13 protein-coding genes are annotated in these 15,158 nt (G+C 65.4%); 11 read left to right on the top strand and 2 right to left on the bottom strand.

Going from position 1 to position 15,158, the window contains the following annotated elements; all coding sequences use genetic code 11:
• Positions 1-16: 16 nt before the first annotated feature.
• From B5F79_RS08565 to B5F79_RS08535, 7 genes are all read left to right on the top strand, one after another.
• Entirely contained in the window at positions 17-847 is an 831-nt protein-coding gene (locus B5F79_RS08565) for a transketolase (protein WP_087220236.1), read from the top strand.
• A gap of 3 nt (positions 848-850) precedes the next feature.
• Positions 851-1,792 (top strand): transketolase family protein, encoded by a 942-nt coding sequence (locus B5F79_RS08560; RefSeq protein ID WP_087220233.1) that lies wholly within the window; start codon positions 851-853, stop codon positions 1,790-1,792.
• Between the two features lie 62 nt (positions 1,793-1,854).
• A complete protein-coding gene (gene rpiB / locus B5F79_RS08555; RefSeq protein WP_087220230.1) occupies positions 1,855-2,328 on the top strand; it encodes a ribose 5-phosphate isomerase B in 474 nt (157 codons plus the stop codon).
• Between the two features lie 111 nt (positions 2,329-2,439).
• The gene (locus B5F79_RS08550) at positions 2,440-3,216 is read left to right on the top strand and encodes a DeoR/GlpR family DNA-binding transcription regulator (RefSeq protein ID WP_087220227.1); all 777 of its coding nucleotides are present in this window, start codon (positions 2,440-2,442) and stop codon (positions 3,214-3,216) included.
• Positions 3,217-3,402: 186 nt separating this feature from the next.
• Complete coding sequence (locus B5F79_RS08545) at positions 3,403-4,716, top strand: PTS sugar transporter subunit IIC (RefSeq protein ID WP_087220224.1); 1,314 nt, start codon at positions 3,403-3,405, stop codon at positions 4,714-4,716.
• A gap of 83 nt (positions 4,717-4,799) precedes the next feature.
• Positions 4,800-5,114 (top strand): PTS sugar transporter subunit IIB, encoded by a 315-nt coding sequence (locus B5F79_RS08540; protein WP_087220221.1) that lies wholly within the window; start codon positions 4,800-4,802, stop codon positions 5,112-5,114.
• Positions 5,115-5,116: 2 nt separating this feature from the next.
• Positions 5,117-6,601 (top strand): sulfatase, encoded by a 1,485-nt coding sequence (locus tag B5F79_RS08535; RefSeq protein ID WP_087220218.1) that lies wholly within the window; start codon positions 5,117-5,119, stop codon positions 6,599-6,601.
• A 135-nt stretch (positions 6,602-6,736) separates the two neighbouring features.
• Here the strand turns inward: B5F79_RS08535 and B5F79_RS08530 are convergent, their stop codons facing one another.
• Positions 6,737-7,285, bottom strand: coding sequence for a TetR/AcrR family transcriptional regulator (locus B5F79_RS08530; RefSeq protein ID WP_087220215.1), 549 nt, complete (start codon positions 7,283-7,285; stop codon positions 6,737-6,739).
• Between the two features lie 154 nt (positions 7,286-7,439).
• Between B5F79_RS08530 and glgB the strand changes: the two genes are divergently transcribed.
• Together glgB and B5F79_RS08520 are read left to right on the top strand one after the other, a co-directional pair.
• Positions 7,440-9,242: a 1,4-alpha-glucan branching protein GlgB gene (gene glgB / locus B5F79_RS08525; protein WP_087220212.1), complete on the top strand. Its 1,803-nt coding sequence runs from the start codon at positions 7,440-7,442 to the stop codon at positions 9,240-9,242.
• A gap of 363 nt (positions 9,243-9,605) precedes the next feature.
• Complete coding sequence (locus B5F79_RS08520) at positions 9,606-10,835, top strand: argininosuccinate synthase (protein ID WP_087220209.1); 1,230 nt, start codon at positions 9,606-9,608, stop codon at positions 10,833-10,835.
• A gap of 221 nt (positions 10,836-11,056) precedes the next feature.
• On the opposite strand, the gene B5F79_RS08515 is transcribed toward B5F79_RS08520, so the two are convergent.
• Positions 11,057-12,157 (bottom strand): hypothetical protein, encoded by a 1,101-nt coding sequence (locus tag B5F79_RS08515; RefSeq protein WP_143786279.1) that lies wholly within the window; start codon positions 12,155-12,157, stop codon positions 11,057-11,059.
• Positions 12,158-12,329: 172 nt separating this feature from the next.
• On the opposite strand from B5F79_RS08515, the gene argH reads away from it, so the two are divergent.
• Both argH and purB read left to right on the top strand, forming a co-directional pair.
• Positions 12,330-13,721: an argininosuccinate lyase gene (gene argH, locus B5F79_RS08510; protein ID WP_087220203.1), complete on the top strand. Its 1,392-nt coding sequence runs from the start codon at positions 12,330-12,332 to the stop codon at positions 13,719-13,721.
• A 48-nt stretch (positions 13,722-13,769) separates the two neighbouring features.
• On the top strand, positions 13,770-15,116 hold the full coding sequence (gene purB / locus B5F79_RS08505; RefSeq protein ID WP_087220200.1) for an adenylosuccinate lyase: 1,347 nt from the start codon (positions 13,770-13,772) through the stop codon (positions 15,114-15,116).
• The last annotated feature ends 42 nt before the right edge of the window (positions 15,117-15,158 follow it).

Raw genomic sequence — 15,158 nt, 5'->3', positions numbered from 1 at the left:
TGGACAGGGGGTTTGCATGACTGACGTTGAGCTCAGGCGCGTTGCCAACGAGATCCGCAAGGGAATCGTCGTGGGCACCCACGCGGCCAAGTCCGGCCACCCGGGCGGCTCGCTCTCCGCGGCTGACATCTTCGCCTACCTCTACTTCGAGGAGATGAATGTGGACCCGGCCGACCCGCGCAAGGCCGACCGCGACCGCTTCGTCCTCTCCAAGGGCCACACGGCCCCGGGGCTCTACGCGGCCCTCGCGGAGCGCGGGTTCTTCCCCAAGGAGGACCTCGAGACGCTCCGCCACATTGGCTCCCACCTGCAGGGGCACCCCAACATGAACGACACGCCGGGTGTGGACATGTCCACCGGCTCGCTCGGCCAGGGCATCTCCGCGGCCGTGGGCATGGCGCTCGCCGCCAAGCACTGGGGCGACTCCTACCGCGTCTACACGCTCCTGGGCGACGGTGAGATCGAGGAGGGCCAGGTCTGGGAGGCCGCGATGTTCGCCGGCAACCACCAGCTGGACAACCTCTGCGTGATCGTTGACCACAACGGCCTGCAGATCGACGGCACCATCGAGGAGGTCAACTCCGCGATGCCCATCGCCGACAAGTTCCGTGCCTTCAAGTTCCACGTGATCGAGCTCGCCGACGGCAACGACATGGCGCAGATCCGCGCCGCCTTTGCCGCCGCTCGCGAGGTCAAGGGACAGCCCGTGTGCATCGTGGCCGAGACCGTGAAGGGCAAGGGCGTCTCGTTCATGGAGAACCAGGTGGGCTGGCACGGCAAGGCACCCAACGACGAGCAGTTCGAGCAGGCCATGGCCGAGCTCGAGGCTGCCGGGAAGGAGGCGTAAGCCATGGCTGACGTCAAGAAGGTCGCTACGCGCCAGAGCTACGGCGAGGCTCTCGTGGAGCTCGGCGCCGAGCACGACGACTTCGTCGTCTTTGACGCTGACCTCGCCGCCGCCACCCAGACCGGCAAGTTCAAGGCTGCCTATCCCGACCGCTTCTTCGATGCGGGCATCGCCGAGCAGAACGTGATGGGCCTCGCCGCTGGCGTGGCCACCACGGGCCGCGTGGCCTTTGCGAGCACCTTTGCCATGTTCGCCGCCGGCCGCGCCTTCGAGCAGGTGCGCAACTCCATCGGCTATCCGCACCTCAACGTGAAGATCGGTGCCACGCACGCCGGCATCTCCGTGGGCGAGGACGGCGCCACCCACCAGTGCAACGAGGACATCGCCCTCATGCGCACCATCCCGGGCATGACCGTCATCGTGCCCGCGGACGACGTGGAGGCCAAGGCCGCCGTGCGCGCCGCCTACGAGACCGACGGCCCCGTCTACATGCGCTTTGGCCGCCTGGCCGTGCCGGTGTTCAACGACCCGGAGACCTACGAGTTCCAGCTGGGCAAGGGCGTCGTCCTGCGCGAGGGTACCGACGTGACCATCGTTGCCACCGGCCTCATGGTCGCCGAGGCGCTCGCCGCCGCCGACGAGCTCGCCGAGAAGGGCGTCTCCGCCGAGGTGATCAACATCCACACGATCAAGCCGCTCGACGAGGAGCTCGTCCGCGCGAGTGCCGCGAAGACCGGCCACGTGGTCACCGCCGAGGAGCACTCCGTGATCGGCGGCCTGGGCGACGCCGTGCTGGCTGCCCTGGCCGAGAACCCCGTCCCCGTGCGCAAGCTCGGCGTGAACGACGTCTTCGGCGAGTCCGGACCCGCCGTGGACCTGCTTCACAAGTACAATCTCGATGCGGCCGGCGTCGTGGCCGCGGTCGAGGGACTTCTCTCCAAGTAGTCCGGTCAGGTCGGCGCGCCCGGGCCCCACTCCCCGGCGCGCCCCTTTCGTCAGGGGGAATCATGCGTCTTGCCATTGGGAACGACCACTCTGCGCTTGCGATCAAGGCCGAGGTGGTGGAGCACCTCGAGCAGCGGGGCGACGTCGAGCTCGTTGACGTGGGCACCAACAGCCCCGAGAGCTTCGACTACGCCGTGAGCGGCTACCGCGTGGCCAGGCTCGTGGCCGACGGCGAGGTCGACGGTGGCATCCTCATCTGCGGCACCGGCGTGGGCATCAGCCTGGCGGCCAACAAGGTTCACGGCATCCGCGCCTGCGTGTGCTCCGAGCCCTACTCCGCCGAGCTCTCCAAGCGCCACAACAACTCGAACATCATCTGCTTCGGCGCGCGCGTCGTGGGACCCGAGGTGGCCAAGCAGATCGTGGACGCATGGATGGACGCCGAGTTCGAGGGCGGCCGCCACGCCCGTCGCGTTGGCCAGATCATGGAGATCGAGGAGACGCAGCGTCTGGCCGCCGCCGAGGAGGCGCGCTGACGGCACGAGGTTCTTCTCGACAAACAGACATTCAACTTTCTGAGGCCTCCAGAGGGATATCTGAGCGATAATTGGCAGAAAATCGCTCAGATACCCGAGGGGGCCGCAGACATGAAGTACTCTCAGCGCCGCGAGATCGTCCTCACCATGCTCGACACGAGCGACACCCTCTCCGTGCAGGAGATCGTCGCTGCCCTGGGGGCCTCCGAGGCCACGGTGCGGCGGGACATCGCCCGCATGGAGCAGGAGGGCGCGCTCGTGCGCTCCTGGGGAGGCGTCCATCGTGCGGACACCCCCGAGAACGAGCGCAAGCGCACCCTGGAGACCAGGAGGCCCGGCCCGGAGCACCTGGCGATGGGCAGGATCGCCGCCTCCTACGTGCGCGACGGGGACACCATCTACGTGGGCGCGGGCATATCCACGCTCGCCATGATCCCCTACATCGTGGCCAGGAACGTGCACGCCGTGACCAACGGCATCCCCCAGCTGGAGGCCCTCAACAGGGCGGGCATCGACACCCTTCTGCTCTGCGGGTTCTTCAAGGAGTACTCGCGCTCGCTTGTGGGGAGGGAGACTGTCGAGATGCTCGCCCGTTACCGCTTCGACTGCGCGTTCATGGGCGCCCACGGGCTGAGCGAGGACCTCGACATACTGTCCGGGGACGCCTACGAGGCGGAGATAAAGTCCCTGATCCTGGTGGGGTCCGAGCGCTCCTACCTGCTGCTCGACCACACCAAGTACGATCGCGCGGCGTTCTACAGCACCTCTCGCGAGGAGGCGAGGGACGCGATCGTCATCACCGACCACCCGGGGGTCACGAGCCCCAGCTGGGAGGCCGTGGGGTCTGGCTATGTCAGCCGGCTCGGTGACATCGTGCGGATTGAGTAGATTGATTGAGTTCTAATCAAGTTGACCATTTGCCGATAGAAAAATGACTGAATACTGACTGCTTTCTGCGCCCTTGCTAGAATCCAAGGTAAGGGGACTGTCGCACTCTGGGCCCGGTGCGCACACACCTTCATCGGAAGCGCTCGGGAGGCCGCGCGGAGCGCGGCTCCAAAAGAGGGGAGCGATATGAACGCAGTTGTCGACTTTCTCGTCAATGACTTCTTAACAGAACCAACGATCCTTATCGGCATTCTCATCCTTGTTGGCTACGTGCTCCAGAAGGCCGGCCCGGTCAAGGCCGTCACGGGCACCATCGGCGCCATGGTGGGCCTCCAGCTCATCATCTTCGGCGGCAGCCAGTTCTCCAGCACCTTCAAGCCCATCGCCGACGCGGTGAGCGAGGCCACGGGCATCAGCGGCTACATCATGGACTCCTACGCCATGAAGGCCGCGAGCCAGGAGGCGCTGGGCGACCGCTTTGGCTGGATGGCGTACGTGTTCCTCATCGCCTTTGCCGTCAACCTGCTGCTCGTGTTCTTTGGCAAGTGGACGCACGCCAAGGGCATCTTCCTCACGGGCAACGCGGGAACGGCGCACGCGCAGGCCATGCTCTGGCTCATCATTGCCAACTTCGCCATCCCGTCCGTGGCAACCATCATCATCTCCGGCATCCTCGTCGGCATCTACTGGGCATGGTCCACGACCATAGCGGCGCCCATCATCGATGAGATCACGGACGGCGGCGGCTTCACCGTCGGCCACAACCAGCAGGTGGGCCTCTGGTTCTTCGGGAAGATCGCGCCCAAGCTCGCGGGCAAGAAGCAGATGGACTGCGAGGAGATGGACCTGCCCGGTTGGCTCGCCATCTTCAATAACAACGTTGCCTCCGTCTGCATCCTCATGTTCGTGTTCGTTGGAGCCTTCTGCAGCCCGCTCGGCTTTGATGGCATCACCGAGCTCGCTGGTGGCGGCAACTGGCTCGTCTACCTCATCATGATCGGCGTCCAGTTCTCCATGTACATGGTCATCCTGCTCCAGGGCGTCCGCATGCTCTGCTCCGAGCTGACCGAGTCCTTCCAGGGCATCCAGCAGAAGCTCATCCCCAACGCCATCCCCGCCATCGACGTTGCGGCCATCCTGCCCTTCTCGCCCAACGCGGCCACCCTCGGCTTCCTCTTCTGCACCCTGGGCACCGTGCTCTCCATGGGTATCCTGCTGCTCATCGGCAGCCCCGTGATGGTTCTCCCCGGCTTCACCCCGCTGTTCTTCTCGGGCGGCCCCGTCGGCGTCGTCGCCAACAAGAAGGGCGGCCTCAGGGCGGTCATCATCTGCTGCACGCTGCTCGGCATCATCCAGACCTTCGGCACGGTCTGGGCGCTCTCTCAGATCGCCTTCCCGGGCGCGGTGGGCTGGTCCGGCATGTTCGACCTCTCCACCGTCTGGCCCGCGATCATCGCGGTGATGCGCGTGGTGCTCACCCCGTTTGGCATCACGATCTAGGCGTCCTGCCCCCACTTGGCTCCGGGGCGATCCCGTCCCGGAGCCACCCACCCAGTCAGACATCTCCTTAGAAGGGAACCACCATGGACGGCAACAAGATCAACATCCTCTTCATCTGCGGCAACGGCATGGGCACCAGCACCATGATGGAGATCAACATCAAGAAGGCGCTCCAGCCCTATGGCATCCGCGCCAACCTCCAGCACACTTCCCTCGGCCAGATGGAGTCCCTGCGTGACTGGGCCGACATCATCGTCATCCTCAAGAACCTCACCAAGGGCCTCAAGGTCCGCGAGGGCGAGCACGTGATCGAGGTCGTCAACATCATGGATGGAAAGGGCATCTCCGCCAAGGTCAACGACATTGTCGAGGAGTTCTTCCCCGAGGCCAAGGCATAGCCATGAGGGCGATCATAGTCTTCTACGACAGCCTCAATCGACGCTACCTTCCCTGCTACAACCCCCAGACCACCACGATCGCGCCCAACTTCGAGCGCCTGGCCGAGCGCAGCGTGACGTTCGACAACAGCTACGTGGGCTCCATGCCGTGCATCCCCGCCCGCAGGGAGCTGCACACGGGCTGCACGAACTTCCTCCACAGGGAGTGGGGCCCGCTCGAGCCGTTTGACGACTCGATGCCGGAGATCCTCAAGAAGAGCGGCGTCTACACGCACCTCGTCTCCGACCACCTCCACTACTGGGAGGACGGCGGCAGCAACTACCACACCCGCTACTCCTCCTGGGAGATCGTGCGCGGGCAGGAGGGCGACCACTGGAAGGGCCAGGTCGCCGACCCGGAGATTCCGCCGGTGGTCTCCGTTCCGCAGAAGCAGCAGGGCGGCGGCACCTCGAGTCTGTGGCGCTACGACTGGGTCAACCGCGAGCACATCCGCGAGGTTGCGGACTTCCCGCAGACGAGGACCTTCGACCTGGGCTGCGAGTTCATCGAGCAGAACCACGACCAGGACAACTGGTTCCTCCACATCGAGACCTTCGATCCGCACGAGCCGTTCTACGCCCCGCAGGAGTACCTCGACCTCTATCCGGAGGACTACGAGGGCGAGCACTTTGACTGGCCGCGCGGCGAGGTCCACGAGAAGAGCGACGAGATCGCGCACTGCCGTCGGCAGTACCAGGCGCTCGTCACGATGTGCGACCACAGCCTGGGGCGCGTTCTCGACCTCATGGACCGCTACGACCTGTGGAAGGACACGATGCTCATCGTGGGCACCGACCACGGCTTCCTCCTCGGCGAGCACGGCTGGTGGGGCAAGAACCAGATGCCCTACTTCAACGAGGTCGCGCACACCCCGCTCTTCGTGTGGGACCCGCGCTACGGAGTCGCCGGCGAGCGGCGCGAGTCCATCGTCCAGATGATCGACTGGGCGCCGACGCTCTACGGGCTCTTTGGCGTGGACGTTCCGGAGGACGTGCAGGGCAAGGCCATCGACGGCATCGTCCGCGACGACACCCCCAACCGCGAGTACGCCATGTACGGCGTGTTCAGCGGGCACGTGAACGTGACCGACGGGCACTACGCCTACATGCGCGCCGCGCGTCCCGAGCTCAAGGACGAGGTGTACAACTACACGCTCGTGCCGCATCACATGAACAAGCGCTTCTCCGCGGTAGAGCTGCGCGACGCCACGCTCGCCGAGCCGTTCTCGTTCACCAAGGGCTGCCGGACCCTCAAGGTCAAGAGCAAGGACCGCTACAGCGTGGCCAGGTTCGGCGATAGGCTCTACAATCTCGAGGCCGACCCGGGAGAGGTCTCGCCGATAAGCGACCCCGAGGTCGAGGGGCGCTTCGAGGAGGCGCTCGTCTCGCTCATGCGCGAGTGCGACGCTCCGCCGGAGCAGTACGCCCGTCTCGGGCTGACGCGGTAGCCCGTGCCCCGCGGGCCATGCGCCCGTAGCGTTGCCTCCTTTCTTGCGACTGCCCCCGCCCCTCTTCCCCGAGGGGGCGGGGGCGCTTTCGTGCGTACGGCTTGGCGCGGGTCTGGGGAGCTCCTGCGGATCGCGCTACCGGAGCATGGTGCGGACGACGGCCTCGCTCGCCTCGCCGATTGCCTCTATCACGCGGTCCGCGTGCTCGGGTTCGGATGAGCGGGCGAGCCTCATGTAGGAGTGATACCCGCCCTCCACGAGATACGTGAGCAGGACGTCCAGGCGCACGTCGCCCCTGCGCTCGGGCGCAGCCTCCTCGATGCGCCGGCGCAGCTCGCGCTCCAGGCTCTCGGCAAGCACGTGCTCCTGGCCCTGGGAGAAGAGGGTGTCGAGCTCCTCGCGCCGCGCGGCTACCGACGAGAAGAGCGCCCGCGTCGCCTCCGCCGGGCGCTCGAGGAGTGCCATCGGGTCCGCGAGGTCGTTCATCATCTCGTCGACGACCTCGTTCTGGAGCTCGTGGGAGAGGTCGTAGACGCTGTGATAGTGGAGGTAGAAGGTGGCCTTGCCCACCTCGGCGCGCTCGCAGAGCGTCTTGACCGCCACGCGCTCGAGGGGCGTGGTCCTTCTCAGCTCCTTGAACGCGGTGCGAAGTGCACGGCGGGTCTTCTTCTCTCGAAGGTCCACTTCTGGCCTCCTTGTGATGGGTGTCCAGTAATTGACGCATGAGCAAAGGTGCCGATGGCACAACGCTCGCACGGGTACTAGATTGGATTGTAATCAATTACTGGACGGTAGTACGGAAGCTCGGTCGTTTGGGCTCGTGGCGCGGGGAGGGAACGTGAGCACGTGGGATGACGTCGACCTGAGGGCCTTCTATGACGGGCGGGACTTCGAGGCGTGGCGCTGGATGGGCTCTCGCCTCTCGGGAGATGGCGCGGACTTTCGCGTCTTTGCCCCGGCAGCCTCGGGCGTGGACGTTCTCGTTTCCGGGCGCGAGGTGCCCATGTCCCGCTGTCTCAACGGGTGCTTCTTCGAGGCCCACGTTGCGGGCGTGCGCGAGGGGGACGCCTACGAGTACCGCGTCTGGCGCCCGAACGGCGGGTCCCAGGACCACGCCGACCCCTATGCCTTTGGCTCCGAGCTGCGCCCGCGTCACCGCTCCGTCATCCGCGACCTCTCCGTCCACGACTGGGACGACGCCGACTGGATGTCCTCCCGAACCGCGTGCCTCGATCGGCCCCTCGCCATCTACGAGCTGCACGCGGGCTCCTGGAGAAAGCCCGGCGCGGAGGAGGACGCCTGGTATGCCTACGACGAGCTCGCCGACCCGCTTGCGGAGCACGTGCGCTCGCTGGGCTGCACGCATATCGAGTTCCTGCCGCTGGCGGAGCATCCCTTCGACGGGAGCTGGGGCTACCAGGTGAGCGGCCCCTTTGCGGCAACGAGTCGCTACGGCACGCCCGAGCAGCTCATGACCCTCGTTGACCGGCTGCACCAGGCGGGGGTGGGCGTCATCCTGGACTTCGTGCCGGTGCACTTTGCCACGGACGCCTGGGCGCTCGCCGACTTTGACGGCACCCCGCTCTACGAGTACCCCAACGACGCCGTGGGCGTCTCCGAGTGGGGCAGCCACAACTTCATGCACTCACGCGGCGAGGTGCGCAGCCTCCTGGCCTCCGCCGCGGACCTCTGGCTGGGCGCCTATCACTTTGACGGCCTGCGCATGGACGCGGTGAGCCGCATCGTCTACTGGCAGGGGGACGAGCGGCGCGGTGTCAACGGCATGGGCGCGGACTTCCTGCGCGAGCTCAACCGGGGGCTTCATGAGCGACACCCGGGCTGCATGCTCATAGCCGAGGACTCGAGCGGCTTTCCCGAGGTCACGCGCAACGCGGCCGCGGGCGGCCTGGGCTTCGACTACAAGTGGGACCTCGGCTGGATGCACGACACGCTCTCGTACTTCCAGGCGCCCCCCGAGGAGCGCCGGAACGTCCCTGGCCGCCTCACGTTCTCGATGATGTACTACTGGAACGAGCGCTACCTGCTGCCCCTCAGCCACGACGAGGTGGTGCACGGCAAGGCCACGATTACCCAGAAGATGAACGGCGACTACGAGGGCAAGTTCCCCCAGGTCCGCGCCCTCTACCTCTACATGGCGGCGCACCCGGGCAAGACGCTCGACTTCATGGGCAACGAGTTTGCGCAGCTCAGAGAGTGGGATGAGCGCCGCGAGCAGGATTGGTGCCTTCTCTCCTACCCGGTTCACGACGCGTTCCTTCGGTTCCGCCGCGAGCTGGGCTCCGCGTACCGTGCTCACCCCGCCCTCTGGGAGGGGGACTACCGGCAGGACGGCTTTGCCTGGCTCGACTGCGACCAGCTGGCGCCCTGCTGCTGGGCCATCCTGCGCCGCGGCGGAGGGGAGCGCGTGGCCGCGCTGCTCAACCTTGACGACGAGCGCCATGCGTACGAGGTCCCGCTCCCGGTGGAGCTCGCGGGCTGCGAGGCCGAGGTCCTTCTCGACACGGACTGGCGGCGTTTTGGCGGCTCAACGCCAGACGGCGCCACTGCGTGTCGCTCCGAGGCGGGCCGCCTCGAGTGCGAGCTCGCGCCGCTCTCGGGCATTCTCGTGCAGTTACGGTGAGCGAGGGGGCCGGGCGGACCGGGCCGTTCTGGGCGCAATGTTTCAAGAAGAAGTCACTTCTCGCCGAGTCCTCGTGCGTGGCCTATAGTCAGCCACGTCAGACAGCCGCGGGCCAATAGCCCGCGCCCGCTCAACTACTGAGGAGGCCAACGTTGATGAACGTTCACAGCGCGCACGCGTGCGCCGCCTCCTCCCAGCTCACCCGACGCCAGAACCGACGAATCACGCCCGCGATGTCGCGTGCGACGCTCTAGCTTGACGGTTCTTCTCGACAGACCGAGCTCCTGCGCCCCGCGACGTCGGGGCATTTCTGTGAAACGGCAAACAACCAAGTGGCAACCAACCCGATAGAAGGGAAGCATCATGGCAGAGAAGGAAAAGGTCGTCCTCGCGTACTCCGGCGGACTGGACACCTCCGTCATCGTCAAGTGGCTGCAGATCGAGAAGAATCTCGACGTCATCGCCATCTGCGGCAACGTTGGCCAGGACGAGAAGGATCTCTCCTGGATCAAGCAGAAGGCCCTCGACATGGGCGCCATCGCCTCCGAGGCCATCGACATGCGCGCCGAGTACGCCGAGAAGATTCTCTCCAAGGCCATCTGGGCCAACGGCAAGTACGAGGGCGTCTACCCGCTGCTCTCCGCGCTCAGCCGCCCGCTGATCTCCAAGCATCTCGTGGACATCGCGCACCAGTACGGCGCCAAGTACATCGCCCACGGCTGCACCGGCAAGGGCAACGACCAGGTGCGCTTTGAGACCTGCATCCGCGCGCTCGACCCCGAGCTCGAGATCATCGCGCCCGTGCGCGAGTGGGACCTCACCACGCGCGACTCCGAGATGGAGTGGGCCGAGGCCAACGGCGTGCCCGTGCCCACCACCAAGAAGAAGCCCTACTCCATCGACGACAACCTCTGGGGCCGTGCGATCGAGTGCGGCGTGCTCGAGGACACCTGGAACAAGCCGCCCGCGGACATCTGGACGATGACCAACAACCTCGAGGACTGCCCGAACGAGCCCGAGGAGGTCGTGATCACCTTTGAGGAGGGCATCCCCACCGCCATCAACGGCGAGAAGATGGACCTGCTCTCCCTCATCATCAAGGCCAACGAGATCGCGGGTCGCAACGGCTACGGTCGCATCGACATGATCGAGGACCGCGTCGTGGGCATCAAGAGCCGCGAGTGCTACGAGTGCCCGGCCGCCCTTCTGCTCATCCAGGCGCACCAGACGCTCGAGCAGCTCTGCCTCGACGCCGAGACCCTCAAGCAGAAGGCCAAGATGGACGTCGAGTGGGCGAGCACCGTGTACCGTGGCCTGTGGTTCTCCCAGAACCGCAACGCCATCGACGCGTACAACGCCTATACGCAGAAGTTCGTGACCGGCGACGTGCGCATCATTCTCTGCAAGGGCGGCCTGTTCGTGGACGGCGTGCGCTCCGCCTACAGCCTCTACGACTACAACCTGGCCACCTACGACGAGGGCGACACCTTCGACCACACCGCCGCCGAGGGCTTCATCGTGCTCCACGGCTTGCAGTCCAAGACCTGGTCCAAGGTGCAGGGCCCCGGCTCCGGCCTCCAGCCCGTCCACTAGCCTGTAAATTGGGGACAGTCCCCAATTTACATATGCGATTTTCGTTCGAACGGCCTGCCGGGTATCCCCGACAGGCCGTTCTTTGTGTACCTGGCGCGCGCTTTGACGGGGTGCCTAGAAAATAGTTCGCATTGGAAACCTGAAAACGACGCTACGGTCAGGAAAACCCCAGTTGATCTACACGAGCTTCGTTTCCAATGCGAACTAATTTCCGGGGCCCCTCAGTAGTCCCCGAGCGACTGCCCGCCCGTCCAAGGGTAAAGCGACCAGATGAGCTGCTGCCTTTTAGCCGAGAGCCGCTTGTCGAGCGCGTGGCGTACGCGAGCGCCCTCCTCGCTACGGCGACCGGTGAGCCGCTCTGCCGCGAGGACCGCCTCGAGGACAACCGTGTCGAGCCCGCCGCGCTCCATGAGGTCCTCCGCCACGATGGGCATGACTATGCGTCCGCTTGCGAGCAGCTCTCGGTTGCGCCGCAGGTCATCGACGTACTTTTCCCGCACTTCTGCAAGCCTCGCCTTGATTTCTCCAGCGTTTTGGCTCTCCACCGGGATTGAGCTGAGATCGAGGTGTCCATAGCCGTCGTAGTTAAAGCCCGTGGGAAGATTGATCAGTCCTATATCAGGCACGCGCGACTCCGTCACGCCTTGCTGCTTGAGCTCGTGTGGCGCATTCTCTCTTTCATTAAGGATGAGTTCACCGATGCCGTATCCGCCCTCTTCCTGAGGTCGGACAAGCAGCAGCGCCACGATCGCCTCCATAGCGGACCACGCGTCGTCGCGAACGCGCTCGATTGCCCGGCGCGCGGCGGTCAGCCCGCGTATACCAGAGCACTTTGCCAGGTAGTCCTTGATTTTCTGCACGCTGGTAAGGGAACTTAGCCCATGGACAACGCCTCCCGTGCGCGGGTTTGCGGGATCGCGCGAGAAGGTCCCGCAAAGCTCGTAGCCCACAAGCTCGAGCGCCGCAGGGTCCATGACGGCTGCAAGCTCAAGAAACAGCAGTTCAGGACAAGGAATCGTAAACTCACTCGAGACGCGTGCGAACGACCCCGCTGGCAGCCCGTCTCCATAGACGGTCATGCGGAAGAAGCGCGCTCGCGAGCGAGAGCCGGCGTCCGGAACCGCGACGTCGATGGGCCTCTGCGCGCTCGGCCGCTCGGAGCGTCCGAGCTGCTGGTAGGGAACTATTCTCGTGCTCCAGCGCCGCTGCGGCCAAGGGTCGGGCAAGGGGATGCCACAGGGCTCATATTCGAGAGGCTCGCCGGTTGAGCGCATCCACCTCAAAAGAGCCAATGCAGATAGCCTGTTAACGCATAGATGCAATGCTACTTCCTTAGATAGAATCAATTAATGTAAAAATATTCTAGTATAAAATGGATGTAATGAATCTATAAAACTAAGAAATTCTGTTGTTCAGCGAAGTCCGCGAACTCCTTACGGACACAAACCGCCTCTGATAAGCTTTACGGGACAAAACGCGAGGAAGGGAGCCAAAATGGCGCTGTGGGGCGGCAGGTTTGAGAAGGGCGTGGACCAGTTCACGCAGGAGTTCGGCGCGAGCCTCGAGGTTGACAAGAACATGGCGGAGCAGGACATCGCCGGCAGCCGCGCTCACGCGCGCATGCTCGCCGAGCAGGGCATCATCTCGGCCGAGGACCAGGCCGCCATCGACGAGGGCCTGGCGGAGATCGCGGCGCAGATCAAGGCCGGAACCTTCGTCTGGGACGTCAACGACGAGGACGTCCACATGGCCGTGGAGGGCGCGCTCACGCGCAACATCGGCACGCCTGGCGGCCGCCTTCACACCGGCCGCTCGCGCAACGACCAAGTGGCGACCGACATCCGCCTGCTCGCCAAGGACCTCTGCGAGCAGCTCATGGCCGGCAACGTGGCCCTGCGCCGCGTGCTCCTCGACGCCGCCGCCCAGAACCTCGACGTCGTGATGCCCGGCTACACGCACCTCCAGCATGCCCAGCCGGTGCTGCTCTCCCACCACCTGCTCGCGTACTTCTGGATGTTCGCTCGCGACTTCACGCGCCTCGCCGCCGCCCACGCCGCCGCTGACGCCAACCCGCTGGGCGCCGCCGCCCTCGCCGGCACCACATACCCCCTCGACCGCCAGCGCACCACGGAGCTCCTGGGCTTCGCCCGCGCGATCCCCAACTCGCTCGACGCCGTCTCCGACCGTGACTACCTGCTCGACCTCGAGTACGCCTGCGCCGTGAGCATGATGCACCTCTCGCGCCTCTGCGAGGAGATCGTCCTCTGGAGCTCCACGGAGTTCGGCTTCATCACGCTCTCGGACAGCTACTCCACGGGCTCGTCCATCATGCCCCAGAAGAAGAACCCTGACTTCGCCGAGCTCACGCGCGGCAAGACGGGCCGCGTCTACGGTGACCTCATGGCGCTTCTCACCACCATGAAGTCTCTCCCGCTTGCCTACAACAAGGACCTCCAGGAGTGCAAGGAGGGCCCGCTCGACGCCGCCCGCACGCTCTCCGACTGCATGGAGATCGCGGCGGGCATGATCGAGACCATGACGGTCAACGCCGACACCATGCTCGCGCAGGCGGGCACGGGCTTCTCCGCCGCCACCGACGTGGCGGACTACCTGGCCAAGAAGGGCATGCCCTTCCGCGAGGCGCACCGCGTGGTGGGCGAGCTCGTGCTCTACTGCGAGAAGCACGGCAAGAGCCTCGAGGACCTCACCGCCGAGGAGTTTGCCGCCGCGAGCCCGCTCTTTGGGGAGGACATCGCGCGCGACCTCGATCCGGCGGGCATCGCCAACGCCCGGGTGACCTACGGCGGCACCGGACATGATGCCGTTGTGGTGCAGCTTGACGAGGCGCGTGCCACTATCGAGAAGGACGAGGGCGCCCTGCGCTAGAATCAGACCGGAACAAGCGAACGCGCGACGGACGCCGAGGAGGCCTCAATGATCGATCGCTACACCCGTCCCGAGATGGGCCACATCTTCTCCCTGGAGAACAAGTACCGCATCTGGCAGGAGATCGAGGTGCTGGCCTGCGAGGCTCACGCCGAGATGGGCAAGATCGGCATCACCAAGGAGGAGGCCTCCTGGATTCGCGAGCACGCCGACTTCAACAAGGACGAGGTCGACGCCATCGAGGCCGTGACCAACCACGACGTCATCGCCTTCCTCACCAACATGGGCGAGTACATCGACCGCGACGTGCCCGAGGGCGAGCCCAAGCCCAGCCGCTGGGTCCACTTTGGCATGACGTCCTCCGACCTCGGCGACACCGCTCTCTGCTACCAGCTCGTCCAGGCCACCGACATCCTCATCGAGGACTGCAGGAAGCTCGGCGAGATCTGCAAGCGCCGCGCCTTCGAGGAGCGCGACACGCTCTGCGTGGGCCGCACCCACGGCATCCACGCTGAGCCCATGACCTTTGGCATGAAGTTCGGCAGCTGGGCCTGGGAGCTCAAGCGCGACTACGACCGCCTCAAGGACGCCCGCGCCAATGTGGCCTTCGGTGCCATCTCCGGCGCGGTGGGCACCTACTCCTCCATCGACCCCTTCGTCGAGGAGTACGTCTGCGAGCACCTGGGCCTCGTGCACGACCCGCTCTCCACGCAGGTCATCTCCCGCGACCACCACGCCTACCTTGCCGGCGTCCTTGCCACCACGGCAGCCACCTGCGAGCGCATCGCCACGGAGATCCGCAACCTCCAGAAGACCGACACCCTCGAGGCCGAGGAGCCGTTTCGCAAGGGTCAGAAGGGCAGCTCGGCCATGCCGCACAAGCGCAACCCCATCACCGTGGAGAAGGTCTGCGGCCTCTCCCGCGTGGTGAAGGCCAACGCGCAGGTCGCCTTTGACAACGTTGCCCTCTGGCACGAGCGCGACATCTCCCACAGCTCCGCTGAGCGCGTGGCGCAGGCCGACAGCTTCATCGCCCTCGACCACATGTTCCAGTGCCTCACGCGCATCGTGGACGGTCTCATCCTCTACCCGGCGCAGATGCTTGCCAACCTCAACAAGACGCGCGGCCTGATCTTCTCGTCCAAGGTGCTCCTTGCCCTGGTTGAGACGGGCATCACGCGCGAGGAGGCCTACGCCATCGTGCAGGAGAACGCCATGGCAACGTGGCGCGAGGTCCAGCAGTGCGCCGGCGGCACCACGTTCCGCGAGAAGCTCGAGGCCGACCCGCGCTGCACCGTTCCCGCGGAGGAGCTCGACGCCATCTTTGACCCGCGCGCCTTCCTCACGCGCGCCGGCGTCGTCTTCGACCGCCTGGAGTCCCTGTCCTTCGAGTGATGAAAAGCGGCGGTCGCTTTTCATCGACTAGCAGAGGAGAAG

Source organism: Olsenella sp. An285 (genome assembly GCF_002159625.1).
Taxonomy (GTDB): Bacteria; Actinomycetota; Coriobacteriia; order Coriobacteriales; family Atopobiaceae; genus Thermophilibacter; species Thermophilibacter avicola.
This window is presented reverse-complemented; position numbering and strand designations above follow the sequence as displayed.

Excerpts from the sequence above, each read along its gene's own strand:
- B5F79_RS08565 (WP_087220236.1), top strand. The coding sequence starts at position 17 with ATGACTGACGTTGAGCTCAGGCGCGTTGCCAACGAGATCCGCAAGGGA.
- B5F79_RS08560 (WP_087220233.1), top strand. The coding sequence starts at position 851 with ATGGCTGACGTCAAGAAGGTCGCTACGCGCCAGAGCTACGGCGAGGCT.
- rpiB (WP_087220230.1), top strand. The coding sequence starts at position 1,855 with ATGCGTCTTGCCATTGGGAACGACCACTCTGCGCTTGCGATCAAGGCC.
- B5F79_RS08550 (WP_087220227.1), top strand. The coding sequence starts at position 2,440 with ATGAAGTACTCTCAGCGCCGCGAGATCGTCCTCACCATGCTCGACACG.
- B5F79_RS08545 (WP_087220224.1), top strand. The coding sequence starts at position 3,403 with ATGAACGCAGTTGTCGACTTTCTCGTCAATGACTTCTTAACAGAACCA.
- B5F79_RS08540 (WP_087220221.1), top strand. The coding sequence starts at position 4,800 with ATGGACGGCAACAAGATCAACATCCTCTTCATCTGCGGCAACGGCATG.
- B5F79_RS08535 (WP_087220218.1), top strand. The coding sequence starts at position 5,117 with ATGAGGGCGATCATAGTCTTCTACGACAGCCTCAATCGACGCTACCTT.
- B5F79_RS08520 (WP_087220209.1), top strand. The coding sequence starts at position 9,606 with ATGGCAGAGAAGGAAAAGGTCGTCCTCGCGTACTCCGGCGGACTGGAC.
- argH (WP_087220203.1), top strand. The coding sequence starts at position 12,330 with ATGGCGCTGTGGGGCGGCAGGTTTGAGAAGGGCGTGGACCAGTTCACG.
- purB (WP_087220200.1), top strand. The coding sequence starts at position 13,770 with ATGATCGATCGCTACACCCGTCCCGAGATGGGCCACATCTTCTCCCTG.